We start from the raw sequence: 17,325 nt of genomic DNA on the forward strand, positions 1-17,325 counted from the left end.
TCGGCACGCCGGGCCCGTCACTTGAGGGAAACGGTGCGCCACTAGCCTGAATTCGTGGACGAGATCGGGCACAACGGGACACCAGCACCGCAACCGCCCCTCCAGCCGCCGGCCGGGGAAGGGACCGGTCCGGGAGGCCCCGACCCCGATGACGCCGAGGCGGAGGGCGTCTCGGACGGGACCGGGCCGGCGGTGGCCGCCCGGCGCCCCGACATCGAAGCGGACCTGGCCGTGCTCGGCACCATCGCCGGGGAGCTCGACGGGATCGAGGCCGCGCTGGGCCGGATCGACAAGGGCGCTTACGGCAGATGCGTGACCTGCGGGGCGCCGATCGACCCGGCTGCGCTCGAAGCGGACCCGCTGCTCATGGTCTGCGCCGCCCACCGTTGAGCCGCCCGGCGCGCCTCGCTCAAAGCGGGCCGTTGCCGTGCTTGCGGTGGGGGATCCGCTCCCGCTTCGAGTCGAGCATCCGCAGCGCGCGCACCACTTCGAAGCGGGTGTCGATCGGGTCGATGACCCGATCGACGAAACCCCGCTCGGCGGCCACGTACGGGTTCAGGTAGGTCTCCTCGTAGTCCTCGACCAACCGGCGCTGGACCTCGGGCGGCTCGCGCCGGTGGAGGATCTGCACCGCGCCCTGGGCTCCCATCACCGCGATCTGCGCCGAGGGCCACGCCAAGCACAGGTCGTTCCCCATCAGCTTCGAGTCCATGACGATGTACGCCCCCCCGAACGCCTTTCGCAGCACCAGGCAGACCCGCGGCACGGTCGCCTCGGCGTACGAGTGCACCAGCTGCGCGCCGTGGCGGATCATGCCCCGCCACTCGAGGTCCTTGCCGGGCATGAAACCCGGGGTGTCGACGAGAGTGAGCAGCGCGACGTTGAACGCATCGCAAAACGCCACGAACCGGGCGCCTTTCTGCGACGCGGCGATGTCCAGGGTCCCGGCCATGGACTGGGGCTGGTTGGCCACCACCCCGACCGGCCGGCCGTCGATGCGGGTCAGCGCGGTGACCAGCTGCGGGGCCCACTGCGCCCGCAGCTCGAGCAGGTCGCCGTCGTCGGACAGCTCGGCGATGACTCTGCGCACGTCGTAGGAGCCGGTGCTCGCCGGCGGGATCAGGTCCCGCAGCTCAGGTGCGGGGCGGTCGGCGGGCTCGTCGGTCGGCCACCGCTCCGCCATCTCGTCGCTGTGGTCGGGCAGGTAGTCGAGGACCTCGGCGACGCGGTCGAGGGCAGCATCGAGGCTGGCCGCGCTGAGCGCCGCGACCCCCGTCGAACGCCCGTGGACGCTGGCGCCGCCCAGCGCGTCGGCCCCGAGGCGCAGGCCGGTCAGCTCCGCCACCGCGGCCGGCCCCGACACGTACGCCACCGCGCTGGCGGTCATCACCGTGACGTCGGCCATGCCTAGGAGCAGCGCCGGTCCCGACACGGCCAGCCCGTCGACCACCGCCATCACCGGGACCATGCCCGAGCAGCGGGAGACGGCCAGGGCGGCGGTGCCCCACCCGTGCAGCGCGGCGACGCCCTCGTGGATGTCGGCCCCCGACGACGAAAGGATCATGACGAGCGGCAGGCGCTGATCGAGCGCGACGCGGGCGCCGGCCGCCAGGGTGGCGCTGTCCTCCGGGCTCAGCGCGCCGAGATGGTGGGCCGGGTCGGTACGCACCAGCACCACCCGCCGGCCGGTGAGGGCCAGCCGCTCGATCCCGGCGGTCGTCGAGCCGGGCACCCCGCCGCGAAGCGGCAGCCACCGCTGCCGGGACACTTCTGCGGGGTGCGGGCTGGGATCGAACGAACCGGTACCCACCCAGGAGGCGGCGGCGCTGCGGCGGGAGAGGGCCATCTCGGTTCAGACGCCGTCAGGGCCGCGGCGGTTACGTCGCGGCGGGACCGGACCGTCCTCGTCGCACCCGTCGGCGTCGGCGTCGGGTCCGACTGCGCCGGGCGGGGTCGCTCCCGGTTCGGGCGCCAGCGCCCTGGCGATGAGGTAGCCGCGGGCTCGCTCGGTCAGGGGGTAACGGCCGACCAGCGCCCAGAAGTCAGGCCCGTGCCGGGGGACGTCGAGGTGGGCCAGTTCGTGGACGATCACGTAGTCGAGGACCCAGCCCGGCTCCTGGGCCAACCGGGACGAGATCCGCACCGCCCGGTCGGCGGGGGTGCAGCTTCCCCACCGCCACCGCTGGTTGTCGACCCAGCGGATCGTCGCCGGTCGCCGGAGGTGGTAGCGGCCGGCCAGCTCGGCGGCCCGCTCCTCCAGGTCGACGGTGGAGGCCGCGGAGCGGCGCTCCACCCGCCGGAGCATCTCCGCGACCCAGCGCTCCTCGTCGGCCCTGGTCATCGTGGCGGGGATCGACACTTGGAGCACGTCGCCGACCTCGCGGGCCTGCACCGTCTTGCGTCTACGGGGGCTGCGGACCACCACGACCCTCACGGTGGGCACCGTACCGTACGGTCGCGGGCCCGAAGCGGCGCTCGGCGCGCTCATCGCGGGGGCCGCGGCGCGGGTTCGCCCCACCCTTGAAGCAAGGCGACCGGTCCCTCGAGGAGGGGCTCGGAGGACGGCGCCGCAGCGCAGAGCAGGAATCCTTCCAGCTGCGACAGGGCCCGCTCGGGGTGACCGAGCCAGCGAGCCACGGCCCGCAGCACCCCGCCGTGGGTGACCACCACGTGGAGGCCGGGGCCCGGGTCGCCGGTATGGGCCGCGGCGACGACTGTGAGCAGACCCTGGCGCACCCGCCGGTCGAACGCGGTTCGGGGCTCGCCGCCGGGCGTGGCCGCCAGGCGGCCGGCGCCCCACTCCTCGATCAGCCCCGGCCAGCGCTGTTCGATCTCGCCGTGGGTGAGGCCGCTCCACTCGCCGACGTCGTGCTCGCGCAGGTCGCGGACCTCTCGGAGCGGGCCGCGCCAGCCGGCGGCGGACCCGAGGAGGGCCGCGGTGTCCCGGGCCCGGCGCAGGTCCGACGACCACACCGCGGTGATCGGGCCGGGGGCGTCCCCGGCGGCGATGGCGTCGGCCAGAGCGGCGCCGGCGAGGCGGGCCTGCTCTTCCCCGGCCGGTGACAGCGGAGGGTCGGCCCGGCCCTGCCAGCGGCCTTCGGCGTTCCACTCCGACTGGGCGTGGCGGACGACGACGAGCCGGGGCACCCCGCCACGGTAGGCCGGGGAAGCGCCTGGATCGGCCCGGTGGTCCCCCTCGGCGGAGTCGTGATCGGTACCGGCGGGTAGCGTGAGGGCATGGGATCGGGCGCGAACAACCAGGTCGGCGCGGGTGCGCAGCCGTCTTCGGCGGTTCCGACGGTCGTGCTTCGGATGTTCGCGTCCGCCCGCCAGGCGGCTGGGACCGGCCGCACCGAGTGCAGCGCCGCCACGGTGGGTGAGGTCCTGGCGACCGCCGAGGCCCGCTACGGCGAGGACTTCGGGCGGGTGCTGGCCATCAGCCGGGTGTGGGTCAACGGGTCCGAAGCCGGGCCTGCGACGGCCCTCGCGGAAGGCGACGAAGTCGCGGTCCTGCCGCCGGTGTCGGGCGGTTTCGACCGGTGAGCACCTCCACCTCCACTGCCGCCCCCGCCTACGGTGACCCCGACGCCTACCGGGAGGACGGCTACCGCGCGCCTCGAGCGGCCCGGCCTCGCCCGGCCCCGGCCAACGGGCGCGCCGCTCCGGTGAGGGACCCCGCGCCGGCCCCCCGCCGCGGGCGCGAGTCGAGGCGCGCCGGGGTGGGTGCCGCGAGCCGGGCTCCCGCCGGGGAGAGCACGCCGCGTCCCTCCGGCTCCCGCCGCCCGGCCTCCGCCCGGCGCCCGACGGCCCCGGCCCCCCGGCGCGTTCCCCCGACCGGCCGCCTCGGGGTGCTCTGGGGACTGGTGCTCGTCGGGGCGACCGTCGCCGCCCCCGCCGTCGTCGCCGTCGTGGTCGCCCCGGTAGCGGCGGTCGCCGCCGCGTCGCTGGTCCGCCACGGCCCGCAGGTGGAGCGACGCGCCGCGCTGGTCGCCGCGGTCGGCGCCGCGCTGGTTCCGCTGGCGGCCACCGCGGGCTGGCCGGTGGCGGTGGCGGTGGCGCTCGGCGCCGCGGCGGCCGTGCGCGCCGCGGGGGGCGGCTCGGTCCCGGCGGCGGCCGGCGCCCTGTGGCCGGGGCTCGGTGCCGCCACCCTGGTGCTGGCCGACCACGGATCGCTCGGGACCAGGGTGAGCCTGGTGTCGGCGATCTGCCTGTTCGACGTGGCCAACTACCTCATGGGCACCGGCAGCAGCGGCGGCGTCCTCGGGGCGGTCGCAGGCGTAGTCACCGTCGGCGTTCTGGCGGTGATGGTCGCGGCGGTCGTCAACCCCCCGTTCTCGGGGGACCGGCCGTGGGTCATGTTCGGGCTGGTCGCCCTGCTCGCCCCCCTCGGGGTGGTGGTCGCCCGAAGGCTGGCCGCAGACGCCCGCCTCCCGGCGCTGCGCCGCTTGGACTCGCTGCTCCTAGCCGGCCCGGCGTGGGTCGTCGCCTCCCACCTGCTGCTGCGCTGACCCCGGCCGGCGCCGGGAGGTCTCGCGCGAATCGGGCGCCTGGCGCGCATCTCCGAAGATGCCGTAGCGGCCCGGCCGCACCCCGCGGTCACGGGGAGGGGGTGCGCTACGCTCGAACGGATGGCCGAGCTCACCGTTGAGGAAATCCTGGCGCCCGGATACCTCGAAGGGCTGGCCGGATTGCCCCTCCCGGAGGTGCGCGCCCGGCGCGACGCCGCCAACGAGGTCGAGACCGGTCTGTCTTACTTGCGCCGGATGGTGCAGGGCCGCCTCGACATCGTGCTCGCCGAGCAGCAGCGGCGCTCCGCCGGCCTGCCGCCGGAGGACCTGGCCCGCCTGGTCGACCGCCTGCCTGAGATCCTCGGCGAGCACGTCCACGCCCCCGGCCTCGGGCGGCTGACCACCATCATCGCCCCGGGCCAGATCGACGCGGAGCTGCTCGCTCGCATCGAGGCGGTCGTCACCACCGCGAACATGTCCCGGCTGCCCGACATGTCCGACGCCGACGTCGCCGCCATCTCCGCCGGCCTCGAGGCCGTCGAGCGGGAGGTGTCAGGGCAGCGCCGCTCCCTCCACGAGGTCCTAGACGCTCTCCAGGAGGAGATCGTCCGCCGCTACAAGAGCGGCGAGGCGAGCGTCGACACCCTCCTCGAGTGAGCCCGGCGCCGGCGGAGGCCAGCCCGAGCGAGCGACTCCGGTCGCGTCTGGTGCTCGTCGTCGACGACGACGACCTGGTGCGGCGAGTGGTGCGCGCGGTGCTCGAATGCGACGACATGGAAGTGGTCGAGGCGACCGACGGGGAGGCGGCCCTGGCCCTGGCCCGCTCCAGTCAGCCTGCCGTCGTGCTCCTCGACGTCATGATGCCCGGCATCGACGGGGTCGAGGTGTGCCGGCGGCTGGACCACGAGCGGGTCAAGGTGGTGGTGCTCACCGCCGGGGACCACCCCGACTTGGAGGCCCGCTGCCGGGAGGCCGGCGCCGACGCGTTCGTGGTCAAGCCGTTCGCGTCAGGCGACCTGCTCGACCTGGTCGCCGGGCTGCTGTCGCGGTAGCCGGAGCCGGGGGCGCAGCGCGACCCGCCGGTAGCCTTAGGGGACCATGACCGAACTGCCGGACCCCTGGAGCGAGCTGGGCGCGTTCATCCGCGAGCAGCGCAACGTGGCCCGGCTGTCTCTCCGCCGGCTGTCGGACCTGGCGGGGGTCTCCAACCCGTACCTGAGCCAGATCGAGCGGGGCCTGCGCCGGCCGTCGGCGGAGATCCTCCAGCAGATCGCCAAGGCGCTGCGCATCTCCGCGGAGACGCTCTACGTCCGGGCCGGCATCCTCGACGCCCCCACCCTCAAGGGGACGCTGGCCGATGCCATCCTCGCCGAGCCGGCCCTCACCGACGAGCAGAAGCAGACCCTGCTGCACATCTACCTGTCTTTCTTGAAGGAGCACGAGGGCCGCTCCGACCCCGCCGACACCGCTTCGGCCCAGGCGCCCGGCGACCTCGGTGGCGCCCGGCCGGCCCGTCCGAGCGGCCCGTGAGCGCCGCGCCTGCCGGCCCGGTCGGCTCCCGGAACGGTTGTTGACCTCCAAGGTCGGGTACCTTCGCATTCGCTGTGCGCGCCCTCGCTGTCCTCTCGATGCACACCTCGCCGCTGGCCCAGGCCGGTACCGGCGACGGCGGGGGCATGAACGTCTACGTCCGGGAGCTGAGCGCCGCCCTGGCCCGCCGGGGGGTGCGCTGCGAGATCTTCACCCGTACCGACGACCCGTCCCGGCCGCCGACAATCGGTGTCGAACCCAACGTCCGGGTCCATCACGTGCCTGCCGGCCCGCTCGCCCCGGTGGCGAAGGAGCAGCTTCCCGGTCTGGTCGACGAGTGGTCTGACGGTGTCGGCGCCCGCCTGGCCGCCCTGGCCGTGGACGGGCTCGGCGTCGACGCCATCCACGCCCACTACTGGCTTTCTGGAGTGGCCGGCCACAGCCTCAAACACGAGCTCGACGTGCCGTTGATCTCCACGTTCCACACCCTCGACCGGGTCAAGGCCGAGGCCAGCGTGGAGGAGCTGTCGGCCTCCGAACCGGCCCGTCGGGCGCTGGCGGAGCACGCCATCATCGGATGCTCCGACATCGTGTTGGCCTCCTGCAGCGTCGAGGCCGACCAGCTCACCGAGCTCTACGGCGCCGACCCGGATCGGCTGGCCATCGTGGCGCCCGGCGTGGACCACGCGTTCTTCGCTCCCGGCGAGCAGTCACGGGCCCGGCGGGCCATGGGGTTCGATCCCGACGACCCCCTGATCCTCTTCGTCGGGCGGATCCAGCCGCTGAAGGGGCTGACCGTGGCCGTCGACGCCCTCGCCCAAGTGGTCGCCCGGCCCGGCCTGGAGCGGGCGACGCTGGCGGTGGTCGGCGGCCCGAGCGGTCCTCACGGCGACGACGAACTGGCCGAGGTCCACCGTCGAGTCGCCGCCCACGGGCTCGGGGGACGGGTCCGGTTCATGGCCCCCCAACCCCACCACCTGCTCTCCACGTCGCTTCGCGCCGCGGACGTGGCCGTCGTCCCGAGCCGTTCGGAGTCCTTCGGGCTCGTCGCGCTGGAGGCCGCCGCGTGCGGGGTGCCGGTGGTTGCGGCGGCCGTCGGCGGTTTGACCACCCTGGTCGACCACGGTCGCACCGGGTACCTGGTCGAGGGTCGAGACCCGGCCCGCTTCGCCGCCCACCTCACCGATCTGCTGGCCGACCGGGGCGGCCTGCGGGCCGCGATGGGCGCCGAGGCGGCCGCCCGAGCGGCCCGCTACACCTGGTCGGGCGCCGCCGCGGGCCTGGCCGCCAGGATCGACGCGCTGATGAGCAGGGAGCTGCTGTTGTGCCGGTAGGACGCGCAGGACCCGAGGAGCTGGCGCTCCTGCGGGGAGTCATCGAGCGTTGGGCGCAAGGCTCGCTGGCCGACAACCCCCTGGTCGCAGCCATCGACCGGGACCCGGAGATCGACCGGTGGTATGTGCGCATGCGAGGCGAAGAGAAGGCCACCATCACCATCTGGTTGACCTTGAGGGAACGCACCCTGTACTTCGAGACCTACTTCATGCCGGCGCCGGAGGAGCAGCTCGAGGAGTGCTGGGAGTACCTACTGCGGGTCAACCCGAAGCTCTACGCCTGGCGCTTCTCGATCGGCCTGGAAGACGCGGTGTACCTGGTCGGGCAGCTGCCCCTAGTCGCCGTCGACGAAGAGGAGCTGGACCGGGTCGTCGGGTCCGGTTACGCCTACACCGAGCAGTACTTCGCGTCCGCGATGCGCATCGGGTACGCCACCCGCTTCGGTCGCTGACCGGCCGGGCGCGGGAGCGGGGACGACCCTTGCCCGTCCCCCAGGCCCCCGGTACGCTCGCCGGTGCCGTGGCCCGAGGTGTCCTCGGCGTCGTTCGTTCGGGGAAGTACGAACGGCCCGTGCGCGCTCTCGGGTTGCGGCGCGCCCGGGCCGGCCTCGACGGTGGCGCGTCGCTAGGGTCGGGTTGATGGGCGCAGACCTGGTCGTGATCGGTGGCGGGCGCATGGGGGAAGCCCTGGTCGGAGGGCTCCTCTCCGCCGGCGCATTTTCCCCGACCTCGGTCGCGGTCGTCGAGCCCGACACCGCCCGGCGCGACGTCCTGGAGGCCCGCTTCCCCGGGCTGGCGGTCGTCGCCTCGGTCGATGAGATGGACGCCGCGGCCGGATTCGGCGCGGTGATCGCCGTCAAGCCCGGCGACGTGACCGGCGCCGCCCGGGCCGTCGCCGGCGCTGGCCCCTCCAGGGTGCTGTCCGTCGCCGCCGGCGTGACCCTCGCCAGCCTGCGCGCCGCGGTCGGAGCCGGCCCAGCGCTGCTGCGGGCCATGCCCAACACCCCGGCGCTGGTCGGGGCGGGCGCCGCCGGGCTGGCCGCGGCCGAAGGGGTGGCCCCCGAGGACCTGGCGTGGGCGGAGGGCATCCTCGGCGCGGTTGGGCTGGTCGTCGTGGTCGGCGAGGGCCTCCTCGACGCGGTCACCGGCCTGTCCGGCAGCGGGCCGGCCTACGCCTTCCTCGTCGCGGAGGCGCTCATCGACGCCGGGGTGCTAGTCGGCCTGCCCCGGCCGGTCGCCGAGGCGCTCACCGCGCAGACCCTGCTCGGCGCAGCCAGGATGCTGGCCGAAGGGACCGACGGGCCCGGGGCTCTTCGCGCCGCGGTGACCTCGCCCGGGGGGACCACCGCGGCGGGGCTGCGGGCGCTGGAGGACCGCGGCGTGCGCGCCGCGCTCAGCGACGCGGTCGTGGCGGCCACGGAGCGCTCCCGCCAGCTCGGGTCCTGAGACCTTCCGGGCCGCCGCGACCGATGCCCGCTTTGCGTGACGGCGCTCGTGGCGTACGCTCGACGCTCGGAGAAGGGTGGTCGACGTGGAGCCAAAAGAGTCCCGTACACAGTTCGTCACCGTCGCCGAGGTGGCCGAGCAGTTGCGCGTCTCCAACATGACGGTCTATCGGCTGGTCCAAGGCGGCCAGCTGCCGGCGATCAGAGTGGGGCGGTCCTACCGCATCCGCGCTGACGACGTCGACCGGTACCTCGCTGGACAGTACACCCAGGCCGTCTGAGCGGCGCGGATCCCCCGCGGCCGCAGTCGTGGCTCGTCCGGTCTGCGTCCTGACCGACTTCGGGCTCGACGACGAGTGGGTCGGCCTGATGCACCGCGCCCTGCGCTCGGCGGCTCCCGGAGTCGAGATCGTCGACCTGACCCACCGCATCGCCCGCCAGGACGTCCGCGCCGGGGCCCTGGCCCTGTGGCGGGCGGTCCCGTGGCTGGCGCCGGCGGTGGTGCTCGGCGTGGTCGACCCGGGGGTGGCCACCGCCCGCCGGGCCGTCGCGATCGAGGTGGCGACCGAGCGCGGTCGGCTGACCCTGGTCGGACCGGACAACGGCCTGCTCACCCCGGCCGCCTACCGGGCGGGGCAGATCACCGCCGCAGTCGAGCTCGGCGACCGCCGGTGGCACGGGCCGGCGGGGCCAGGGGTGGGAACGACGTTCGCCGGGAGGGACGTGTTCGCTCCCGTCGCCGGCCACCTGGCTGCCGGCGTCGCGACCGCCGCGGTGGGCCGGGAGATCGAAATCGCCGGCCTCGCCGGCGGCCCCCTCGAACCGGTCCGGCCCCGGCGCAGGGCGGCGGGAGGGGCGGCTGGGGCGGTAGGAGCTGGACCGGCGGGGACGGGGCCGGAGGTCTGGTCGGTCGAGGCCACGGTGTGGTGGGTGGACACCTTCGGCAACGCTCAGCTGAACGTGGCCGCAGCCGACCTGCCCCGGGGCGGCACCGCGGTGGTGCGCGCCGGCGCCGGCGCCCACCCGGCAGTCCTGGCCGCGGCCTACGCCGACCTCGGCGAGCGTCTCGGGCTCGTCCCCGACTCCGCCGGTCTGGTCGCGCTGTGCCTGGACCGCCGCTCGGCCGCAGCGCACCTCGGGCTCGGCGCCGGCGACACCGTGACCGTCGAGATCGTCGAGATCGTCGAGATCGCCGAGATCGCCGAGGGTGCCGAGATCGCCGAGGGCGCCGAGGGCGCCGAGACCTGAACCGGCCGCGGCGGCGGTCGGGCCGGCTGGCTCCCGTCTGGGGTGACACCCGCCCGCTGCCGGCGCAAAACCACCCGCTCGCTACGGTCAGTGTCGAGGGCGGGGGTACCCTGGGGTTGTGACGCCGCGATGACCGCTCCCGGTGGTGGCTGGTGACCCAGCGGCGAGTGCCCGAGGCGACCGTCGCCCGACTGCCGGTGTACCTGCGGGCCCTCATGGAGCTGTCCCGGGACCGGACCGCGACCGTGTCGTCGGAGGACTTGGCGCTGCTCGCGGGGGTCAACGCCGCCCAGGTCCGCAAGGACCTCTCCCACCTCGGGTCCTACGGCGTGCGGGGGGTCGGCTACGAGGTCGACTACCTGATCCGGCAGGTCAACCGGGAGCTCGGCCTGACCGGCGAGCGGGCGGTGGCGATCGTCGGTGTCGGCAACCTGGGACGGGCGCTGGCCAACTACGACGGCTTCCGGGGCCGGGGCTTCGAGATCGTCGCGGCGTTCGACACCGATCCCGGCAAGGTCGGGCGGAACATCGGACCCGTCGCCATCCAGCCGGCGTCCGAGCTCACCGAGGTGTGCCGGCAGCGTCGGGTGGCCATCGGGGTGGTCACCACTCCGAGCGCGGTGGCCCAGGAGATGACCGACCGGTTGGTCGGCGCCGGCGTGGTGTCGATCCTCAACTTCGCCCCCGTGGTGCTGCAGGTCCCCCCGCACGTCACCCTCCGCCAGGTCGACCTGGGCGTCGAGCTGCAGATCCTCGGGTTCTACGAACGCCAGGCCGCCGAACGCCAGCCCGCAGACCGCGAGCCGACCGACAGCGACCAGCGGGAGAGCGAGAGCGAGCCGCCCGTCACCCGAAGCTCCGACCAGCAGGCCGTCGATGCCGGTTGACGGCCCCCAGTACCCGGTGAACCTGCTCCTCGCCGGGCGGCCCTGCCTGGTCGTCGGCGGCGGTGCGATCGCGGCCCGCAAGGCCGAGGGCCTACTCGACGCCGGCGGGCAGGTCCGGGTGGTGGCCACCGAAGTGCGCGCCGAGGTCCGGGCCCTCGGCGTGCCCTTCGAGGAGCGGCCCTACCGGCCCGGCGACCTCGACGGGGTGTGGCTGGCGATCGCCGCCACCGACGACCCGGCGGTCAACGCGGCGGTGCGCGCCGACGGCGACGCGGCCCGGGTGTGGGTCAACGCGGCTGACGACCCGGCGTCTTGTTCCTTCACCCTCCCGGCGGTGGTCCGCCAAGGCCCGGTGACCGTCACGGTCGGCACCGGGGGGCACAGCCCCGCCCTGGCAGCCTGGTTGAAGGGCCATGTGGCCTCAGAGCTAGGGCCCGAAGTCGCTGCTTTGGCGGGACTTCTGTCAGAAGCTCGGCGCCAAGTGCGCGAAAGCGGGGGGTCCACGGAACAGATCGACTGGCGGCCGGCGTTGGATTGGGACATGCTCGCTCTCATACGAGCGGGCGACCTGGCCCGAGCAAGGGAGCGCGTGCAGGCGTGTCTGTCGTTGTCATAGGACTCAACCATCGCACGGTGCCCCTGGCGCTGCTCGAGCCGATGACGGTCCTGCCGGCGCGCCTGCCCAAAGCCCTCCACGAGCTGAGCCGGAGCGACCACGTCGCCGAGGTGGTCGTGGTCTCCACGTGCATGCGCACCGAGATCTACGCGGTCGCCAACCGCTACCACAACGCCATGAACGACATCCGCGAGTTCATCGGCCGGTGGAGCGGCCTGCCCCCCGAGGCGTGGAGCGACCACGCGTACTCCTACCACGACGACGCCGCGATCCGGCACCTGTTCCGGGTCGCGGCCGGCTTGGACTCCGCGGTGCTCGGCGAAGGCGAGATCCTCCGCCAGGTCCGCACCGCCTGGGAGGCAGCCCACGCCGAGGAGGTCGACGGGCCGATCCTGGCCCACCTGTTCCGCCTGGCCGCGGAAACCGGCAAGCGGGTCCGCAACGAGACCCAGATCGCCCAGGGCACCACGTCGCTGTCGCAGGCCGCGGTGGCCATGGCCGCGGAGCGGCTCGGGTCGCTGGCCGGGCGGACCACCCTGCTCGTCGGTGCTGGCGAGATGGGAGAGGCGATGGCCACCGCCCTCTCCGCGGCCCCGGCCGCCGGCCCGGTGCTCGTCGCCAACCGGACATGGGACCGGGCGACCGCGCTGGCGTCGCGCTGCGGCGGCCAGGCCGTGCAGTGGGGGTCGCTGCCCGAGGCGTTCCACGCCGCCGACGTGCTGCTCACCTCCACCGGGTCCCCCGACGTGCTGATCGAGGCCGACGACATCGAGGCGGTCCTGCTGGCTCGGGGCGGGCGTCCGCTGCTGATCGTCGACATCGCCGTGCCCCGCGACGTCGACCCCGCCGTCGGGTCGCTGCCCGGCGTGACGGTGCTCGACATGGACGACCTCAAGCGCTTCGCCGAGGACGCCATGGCCGGACGACGCCAGGAGGTCCCCGCCGCGGAGCGGATCGTGGCCGAGGAGATCGAGCGCTACATGGAGGTGGCCACGCAGCGGGAGATGGCGCCGGTCGTCGCGGTCCTCCACGAGCGCGCCGAGGCCATCCGCCAGTCCGAGCTGGCCCGCCTGGAGAGCCGCCTGGCGGGTCTCGACCCCAGGTCCCGCCGGGCCGTCGAGACCCTCACCCGGGGGATCGTCGCCAAGCTGCTGCACGAGCCGACGGTCAACTTGAAGGCCGCCGCGGGAAGCCCGGGCGGCGAGCAGATGGCCCGGGCCCTGCGCCAGCTGTTCGATCTCTAAGCACCGAGTGCTGCGCATAGCCACGCGCGGCAGCGCGCTCGCCATGTGGCAGGCCGAGTCGGTCGCCGCTGGGCTGCGCGCCGCGTGGCCCGACCTCCAGGTCACCATCGAGGTCGTCGACACCAAAGGCGACCGCCGCCTCGACGTGCCGGTGTGGGAGTTGGGCGGCCAAGGCGTTTTCGTCAAGGAGGTGCAAGCCGCGGTCCTCGACGGGCGCGCCGACGTCGCGGTGCACTCCGCCAAGGACCTGCCTTCGGAGGCCACCCCGGGACTGGACCTGCGCGCGGTCCCGAAGCGGGCCGACCCCCGCGACGCGCTGGTCGGCTCCCGCCTGGCCGACCTGCCGGCGGGCGCCGCGGTGGCCACCGGGTCGGTGCGCCGCCGAGCGCAGCTGGCGTGGCTGCGCCCGGACCTGACCTTCACCAGCGTCCGGGGCAACATCGCCACCAGGTTGGGGAAAGTGCCGCCCGGAGGGGCGCTGGTCGTCGCGGCGGCCGCTCTCATCCGCCTCGGGCTGGCCCCCGCCGCCGAGGTGCTCGCACCGGAAGTGATGCTCCCGCAGGTCGCCCAGGGAGCTCTCGGCATCGAATGCCGTAGCGGGGACGACGCCACCGCGAGCCGGCTGACCGCCCTCGACCACCGCGAGTCTCACCTGGCGGTACGAGCAGAACGGGCGTTCCTGGCCCAGCTCGGCAGCGGCTGCAGCCTCCCCGTCGGCGCCCACGCCACGTGGGTCGGTGGCGGCCTGCGCCTCGAGGGGCTGCTGGCGTCGATCGACGGTCGGGTCCTTCTCCGCTCGTCGCTGGTCGGGTCCGATCCCGAGACCCTCGGCGCGGCGCTCGCCGCCGAGCTGCTCGACGGGGCCGGAGGCCGCGCGGTGCTCGACGCCGACGGGGCCGGCGCGCCTCGATGACCGTCTACCTGGTCGGTGCCGGCCCCGGCGACCCCGGCCTGCTCACCCTCCGAGGCGCCGAGGTGCTGTCCCGGGCGGAGGTGGTGGTCCACGACCGCCTGGCCGACGCCAGCCTCCTCGACCTGGCGCCCCCCGCCGCGGTGCGCATCGACGTGGGCAAGGCGCCCGGCGGCCCGGTCCGCCAAGACGACATCACCGACGTGCTCGTGGCCCGGGGCCTCACCGGGGCCGCGGTGGTCCGGCTGAAAGGCGGCGACCCGTTCGTGTTCGGGCGGGGAGGGGAGGAGGCGCTGGCCCTGGCCGCGGCCGGGGTGCCCTTCGAGATCGTGCCCGGCGTCACCTCCGCGGTGGCGGTACCGGCCTACGCCGGGGTGCCGGTGACCCACCGGGGGATGTCGGCGTCGTTCACCGTGGTCACCGGCCACACCCGCCTGGCCGTGGAGGCCGACGTCAACTGGGAGGCGCTGGCCCAGGTCGGGGGGACCGTAGTGGTGCTGATGGGCGTCGCCCACCGGGACCTGATCAGCCGGCGGCTGATGGACGGCGGGATGCCCCCGAGCACCCCTGCCGTCGCCGTGCAGTGGGGCACCAGACCCGAGCAGCACACGGTGCGCACCACCCTCGCGGGCCTGGCCGACGCCCCGATCGCCCCGCCGGCGACGATGGTCATCGGCGCGGTCGCCGGATTGGACCTGGCCTGGTACGCCAACCGGCCGCTGCTCGGGCGGCGGGTGGTCGTCACCCGGGCGCCGGGCCAGGCGTCGCAGCTGTCCACCCGGCTCCGGGACCTCGGGGCCCGGCCCGTGGAGGTCCCGGCCATCGCGCTGGCGCCGCCCTCCGACGGCGGCGCGGCCTTGGCCGCGGCGGTCGGCGCGCTCGGCGACGACGCCTACGACTGGGCGGTGTTCACCTCCGCCAACGCCGTCCACGCGGTGTTCGAACTGGTCCGCGACGCCCGGTCGTTCGGCCGCGCCTCGGTGGCGGCGATCGGCCCGGGCACCGCCGACGCGCTCGCCGCCCGGGGGGTCGTCGCCGACTTGGTCCCGGCCCGCTCCATCGCCGAGAGCCTCCTCGAGGCGTTCCCGGACCCGCCCGCCCCCGGGTCGAGGGTGCTGCTCCCACGGGCCAAAATCGCCCGGGAGGTGCTGCCCGACGGGTTGCGTGGCGCGGGGTGGGACCTCGACGTGGTCGAGGCGTACCAGACGGTGCCGGCCACGCCCGACCCGGCGCTGCTCGACGCCGCCGCGTCCGCGGACGCGATCTGCTTCACCTCGGCGTCGACGGTGACCAACTACCTGGCCGCGGCGGGGGCCAGCCGCCTGCCTCCGGTCGTCGCGTCGATCGGGCCGGTCACCACCGCGGCGGCGACCGCGGCCGGCGTCGCGGTTACCGTCGAAGCGGCCGAGCACACCATCGCCGGGCTGGTCGACGCGCTCAGCGGCGCGCTCGCACCAAGCGGCTGAACCCGCCGGGCCCGTCCGGGCTGGGATGGCGGTCGCGTAGCTGCTCGATGGCGGCCGCCGCGTCGCCGACCCGGTCCCACAGGGTGGCCGTCACGTCGCTGGAGCGACCCGACGCGCCGCCGGCATCGACCGGGTCGGTGGCGTCGACCGGCTCGGTGGCATCGACCGGTTCGGTGGCGCCGACGGGCTTCGCGGTGCCGGCGCCGGCCGGCCCGCGGCCCGGTTCTGTCGCCGTCTCCGTCACCGTCGCGGAGCTTCCCGGCGGGTGGCCCTCGCGCAGCGTCTCCAAGACGTCGGCCGCGTCCCGCAGCTCGGCGGCCACCTCGGCGGTCCGTTCCGGGCCGAGGCGGATCGTCTCGTCGAGGATCCGCTCCATCGCGACCACCAGCGGCCACAGGATCCGGGCCTCCACCCCGGTCGGGGACGGGTCGGCGAAGTGCTGGGAGAACGTCGTCCTCAGGTTGGACAGAGCCCGGTAGGCCGGCCGCCGCCTGACGCTGCGGGGATCGGGGGCGTCCGCGGTCTCCCTCACCACCGCGATCACCGCGTTGAGGGCCACCGCGGCGTCGCCGAGTAGCCGGGGCCGCCACGTCGAGGGCCAGATGACGTAGCCGAGGAGCAGCACGATGCCGACACCGAGCAGCGTGTCGAGCAGCCGGGCGGTCACCAACTGGCCCGGCGTCGGCGTCAACGCGTCGATCTGGATCAAGACCAGCGGCGTGAGGACGGTGACGAACATCCCGTAGTTGCGGAGGATGGTCACCGGCATCAACGCCGCGAGCACGATGAAAAACGGCAGCAGCTCGCGCAAGTCCCCGACCACGACCAGGATCGTCCCGCCGACGACGACGCCGACGGTGGTCCCGAGGGCCCGCTGCACGGCCCGGGCGAACACCGACCCGAAGTCCGGTTTCATGGCCACCGCGACGGTCAGGGGCACCCAGTACGGGTGGCGGCGGACCAGGTACACGCAACAGACCTCCGCGGCGATCATGCACAGCACCAGGCGACCGGTGGCCTGCAGCGACCGGCGGCCGGTCACCCGCTGCAGCGTCGCCCGCAGCTCGTCGCGGCGGTTGCTGCGGTCCGGGCCGGCGCCGGGGCGGCGTTCCCCGGTGACCGCCCGGCGGGCCGCCCGCCACGGCCCGACCAGGTCCGCGTCGTCGGGCGGCGCCGTCCCGGCCGGGCCGCCGCCCTCCCCGTCGCCGCCGGCCGGCAGCGGCACGGCGCGCACCAACGACGCTAGGTCCCGCACCGCGCCCACCGATGCCGGGCTGGCCGGGCGGCGCTCGGTCAGACGGGCGATCGCCACCCGGTTGAGGGCGTTGGCCTCCCGCAGGCTGAGGAGCAGCTGCTGGGACTCCGGGTCGGCGCTGCCGAGCCTGGTCCGGGCCGCGACCAGGCTGTCCTCGGCCTGGTTGATCGCCGCGGTCAGCGCCCACCGGCGGTCGTAGCGGTCGGGGAGGTCGGCGCCGGCGAGCAGCTCGGCGGCCGCGTCGAACACCGCAGCGACCGCGGCGCGCTCCGGTGTCACCCGGTGCGCCAGCCGTCCGGGCAGCTTGACCAAAAGCCCCCAGGCGCTGCCGCTCAGCGCGATCAGCGCCGTCCGCCAGCTGGGACCCGGCAGGGGATCGGAGGCCGAGATGGCCGCGTAGATCAACAGGTTGAGACCGAAAAGCGACCCCACCGGGCTGATCGCGCTGACCAGGCTGGCGGCCGCCGCGCACGCCGCGATCACCACCACGATCTGCCACCCTTCGCCGCGTACCGCAGCACCGACGACCAGGCCCACCGCCGCGGCCAGCGCGGCCGCGCCGGCCCGCCGGACCCGCAACGGCCACGGACCGCCCCGGTCGGAGTTGACCGCCGGCAGGGCGCCGAGGCTGGCCAGGAGGCCGTCGATGGTGTGGCCGCTCAACACCCCGAGCCCGAAGGCTCCGCCCACCGCGACCGCCGCCTCTGCGGAGCGGCCCCACGGGATCGGCGCGCTCTTCGGCACCACCAGCTCCAGCGGCCACCACCTGGCGTTGGCCGGGCGGGGCCCGGTGGGGCTCGGCGGTGCGCTCACTGCACGCTTCTACCCCGCTTCGACGCCGGCTGGCTAGCTGTGACGACCACGAAGATGGTCCTCGGCGGG

The 17,325-nt window shown here is 74.9% G+C and carries 20 protein-coding genes; 16 read left to right on the forward strand and 4 right to left on the reverse strand.

The features are described 5' to 3' along the window. Positions 1-54 precede the first annotated feature (54 nt). Entirely contained in the window at positions 55-390 is a 336-nt protein-coding gene (locus K6U06_RS02080) for a TraR/DksA family transcriptional regulator (protein ID WP_262320224.1), read from the forward strand. 19 nt (positions 391-409) lie between these two features. Here the strand turns inward: K6U06_RS02080 and K6U06_RS02085 are convergent, their stop codons facing one another. The 3 genes from K6U06_RS02085 to K6U06_RS02095 are packed head-to-tail and all read right to left on the reverse strand — an operon-like array spanning position 410 to position 3,147. Beyond that, positions 410-1,846 carry an acyl-CoA carboxylase subunit beta gene (locus K6U06_RS02085; protein ID WP_262320225.1) on the reverse strand — a complete coding sequence of 479 codons (1,437 nt, stop codon included), beginning with the start codon at positions 1,844-1,846 and terminating at the stop codon, positions 410-412. Positions 1,847-1,852: 6 nt separating this feature from the next. Beyond that, entirely contained in the window at positions 1,853-2,443 is a 591-nt protein-coding gene (locus K6U06_RS02090) for a M48 family metallopeptidase (RefSeq protein ID WP_262320226.1), read from the reverse strand. Positions 2,444-2,484: 41 nt separating this feature from the next. After that, positions 2,485-3,147, reverse strand: a complete 663-nt coding sequence (locus K6U06_RS02095) for a histidine phosphatase family protein (protein WP_262320227.1) — start codon at positions 3,145-3,147, stop codon at positions 2,485-2,487. Between the two features lie 90 nt (positions 3,148-3,237). Here K6U06_RS02095 and K6U06_RS02100 point away from each other — a divergent pair, with 90 nt between their 5' ends. The 15 genes from K6U06_RS02100 to cobA all read left to right on the forward strand — a co-directional run bounded on the left by K6U06_RS02100 (position 3,238) and on the right by cobA (position 15,188). Continuing rightward, positions 3,238-3,543 carry a MoaD/ThiS family protein gene (locus tag K6U06_RS02100; protein ID WP_262320228.1) on the forward strand — a complete coding sequence of 102 codons (306 nt, stop codon included), beginning with the start codon at positions 3,238-3,240 and terminating at the stop codon, positions 3,541-3,543. After that, a complete protein-coding gene (locus K6U06_RS02105) occupies positions 3,540-4,508 on the forward strand; it encodes a hypothetical protein (RefSeq protein ID WP_262320229.1) in 969 nt (322 codons plus the stop codon). The genes K6U06_RS02100 and K6U06_RS02105 overlap by 4 nt, the downstream gene beginning before the upstream one ends. A gap of 120 nt (positions 4,509-4,628) precedes the next feature. Next, entirely contained in the window at positions 4,629-5,165 is a 537-nt protein-coding gene (locus K6U06_RS02110; protein ID WP_262320230.1) for a hypothetical protein, read from the forward strand. Further along, the gene (locus K6U06_RS02115; RefSeq protein WP_262320231.1) at positions 5,162-5,560 is read left to right on the forward strand and encodes a response regulator transcription factor; all 399 of its coding nucleotides are present in this window, start codon (positions 5,162-5,164) and stop codon (positions 5,558-5,560) included. The genes K6U06_RS02110 and K6U06_RS02115 overlap by 4 nt, the downstream gene beginning before the upstream one ends. 46 nt (positions 5,561-5,606) lie before the next feature. Next, positions 5,607-6,038 carry a helix-turn-helix domain-containing protein gene (locus K6U06_RS02120; protein WP_262320232.1) on the forward strand — a complete coding sequence of 144 codons (432 nt, stop codon included), beginning with the start codon at positions 5,607-5,609 and terminating at the stop codon, positions 6,036-6,038. Between the two features lie 74 nt (positions 6,039-6,112). Continuing rightward, a complete protein-coding gene (locus K6U06_RS02125; protein ID WP_262320233.1) occupies positions 6,113-7,372 on the forward strand; it encodes a glycosyltransferase in 1,260 nt (419 codons plus the stop codon). Next, on the forward strand, positions 7,363-7,824 hold the full coding sequence (locus tag K6U06_RS02130; protein ID WP_262320234.1) for a YbjN domain-containing protein: 462 nt from the start codon (positions 7,363-7,365) through the stop codon (positions 7,822-7,824). The genes K6U06_RS02125 and K6U06_RS02130 overlap by 10 nt, the downstream gene beginning before the upstream one ends. Before the next feature lie 187 nt (positions 7,825-8,011). Continuing rightward, positions 8,012-8,818 carry a pyrroline-5-carboxylate reductase gene (gene proC, locus K6U06_RS02135; protein WP_262320235.1) on the forward strand — a complete coding sequence of 269 codons (807 nt, stop codon included), beginning with the start codon at positions 8,012-8,014 and terminating at the stop codon, positions 8,816-8,818. A gap of 85 nt (positions 8,819-8,903) precedes the next feature. After that, positions 8,904-9,098: a helix-turn-helix domain-containing protein gene (locus K6U06_RS02140; RefSeq protein ID WP_262320236.1), complete on the forward strand. Its 195-nt coding sequence runs from the start codon at positions 8,904-8,906 to the stop codon at positions 9,096-9,098. Between the two features lie 28 nt (positions 9,099-9,126). Then, entirely contained in the window at positions 9,127-10,065 is a 939-nt protein-coding gene (locus K6U06_RS02145) for an S-adenosyl-l-methionine hydroxide adenosyltransferase family protein (RefSeq protein ID WP_262320237.1), read from the forward strand. Between the two features lie 152 nt (positions 10,066-10,217). Beyond that, positions 10,218-10,952: a redox-sensing transcriptional repressor Rex gene (locus K6U06_RS02150; protein WP_262320238.1), complete on the forward strand. Its 735-nt coding sequence runs from the start codon at positions 10,218-10,220 to the stop codon at positions 10,950-10,952. After that, the gene (locus K6U06_RS02155; RefSeq protein WP_262320239.1) at positions 10,942-11,568 is read left to right on the forward strand and encodes a bifunctional precorrin-2 dehydrogenase/sirohydrochlorin ferrochelatase; all 627 of its coding nucleotides are present in this window, start codon (positions 10,942-10,944) and stop codon (positions 11,566-11,568) included. Before K6U06_RS02150 ends, K6U06_RS02155 begins: the two co-directional genes overlap by 11 nt. Positions 11,569-11,585: 17 nt before the next feature. After that, positions 11,586-12,812 carry a glutamyl-tRNA reductase gene (gene hemA / locus K6U06_RS02160; protein WP_262320240.1) on the forward strand — a complete coding sequence of 409 codons (1,227 nt, stop codon included), beginning with the start codon at positions 11,586-11,588 and terminating at the stop codon, positions 12,810-12,812. Positions 12,813-12,819: 7 nt separating this feature from the next. Then, positions 12,820-13,725 carry a hydroxymethylbilane synthase gene (gene hemC / locus K6U06_RS02165; RefSeq protein ID WP_262320241.1) on the forward strand — a complete coding sequence of 302 codons (906 nt, stop codon included), beginning with the start codon at positions 12,820-12,822 and terminating at the stop codon, positions 13,723-13,725. After that, positions 13,722-15,188 (forward strand): uroporphyrinogen-III C-methyltransferase, encoded by a 1,467-nt coding sequence (gene cobA / locus K6U06_RS02170; protein ID WP_262320242.1) that lies wholly within the window; start codon positions 13,722-13,724, stop codon positions 15,186-15,188. The genes hemC and cobA overlap by 4 nt, the downstream gene beginning before the upstream one ends. Here the strand turns inward: cobA and K6U06_RS02175 are convergent. Beyond that, positions 15,160-17,256 (reverse strand): FUSC family protein, encoded by a 2,097-nt coding sequence (locus K6U06_RS02175; protein ID WP_262320243.1) that lies wholly within the window; start codon positions 17,254-17,256, stop codon positions 15,160-15,162. The genes cobA and K6U06_RS02175 overlap by 29 nt on opposite strands. Between the last annotated feature and the right edge of the window lie 69 nt (positions 17,257-17,325).

It is taken from the genome of Acidiferrimicrobium sp. IK, assembly GCF_025499425.1.
GTDB lineage: Bacteria > Actinomycetota > Acidimicrobiia > Acidimicrobiales > Palsa-688 > Acidiferrimicrobium.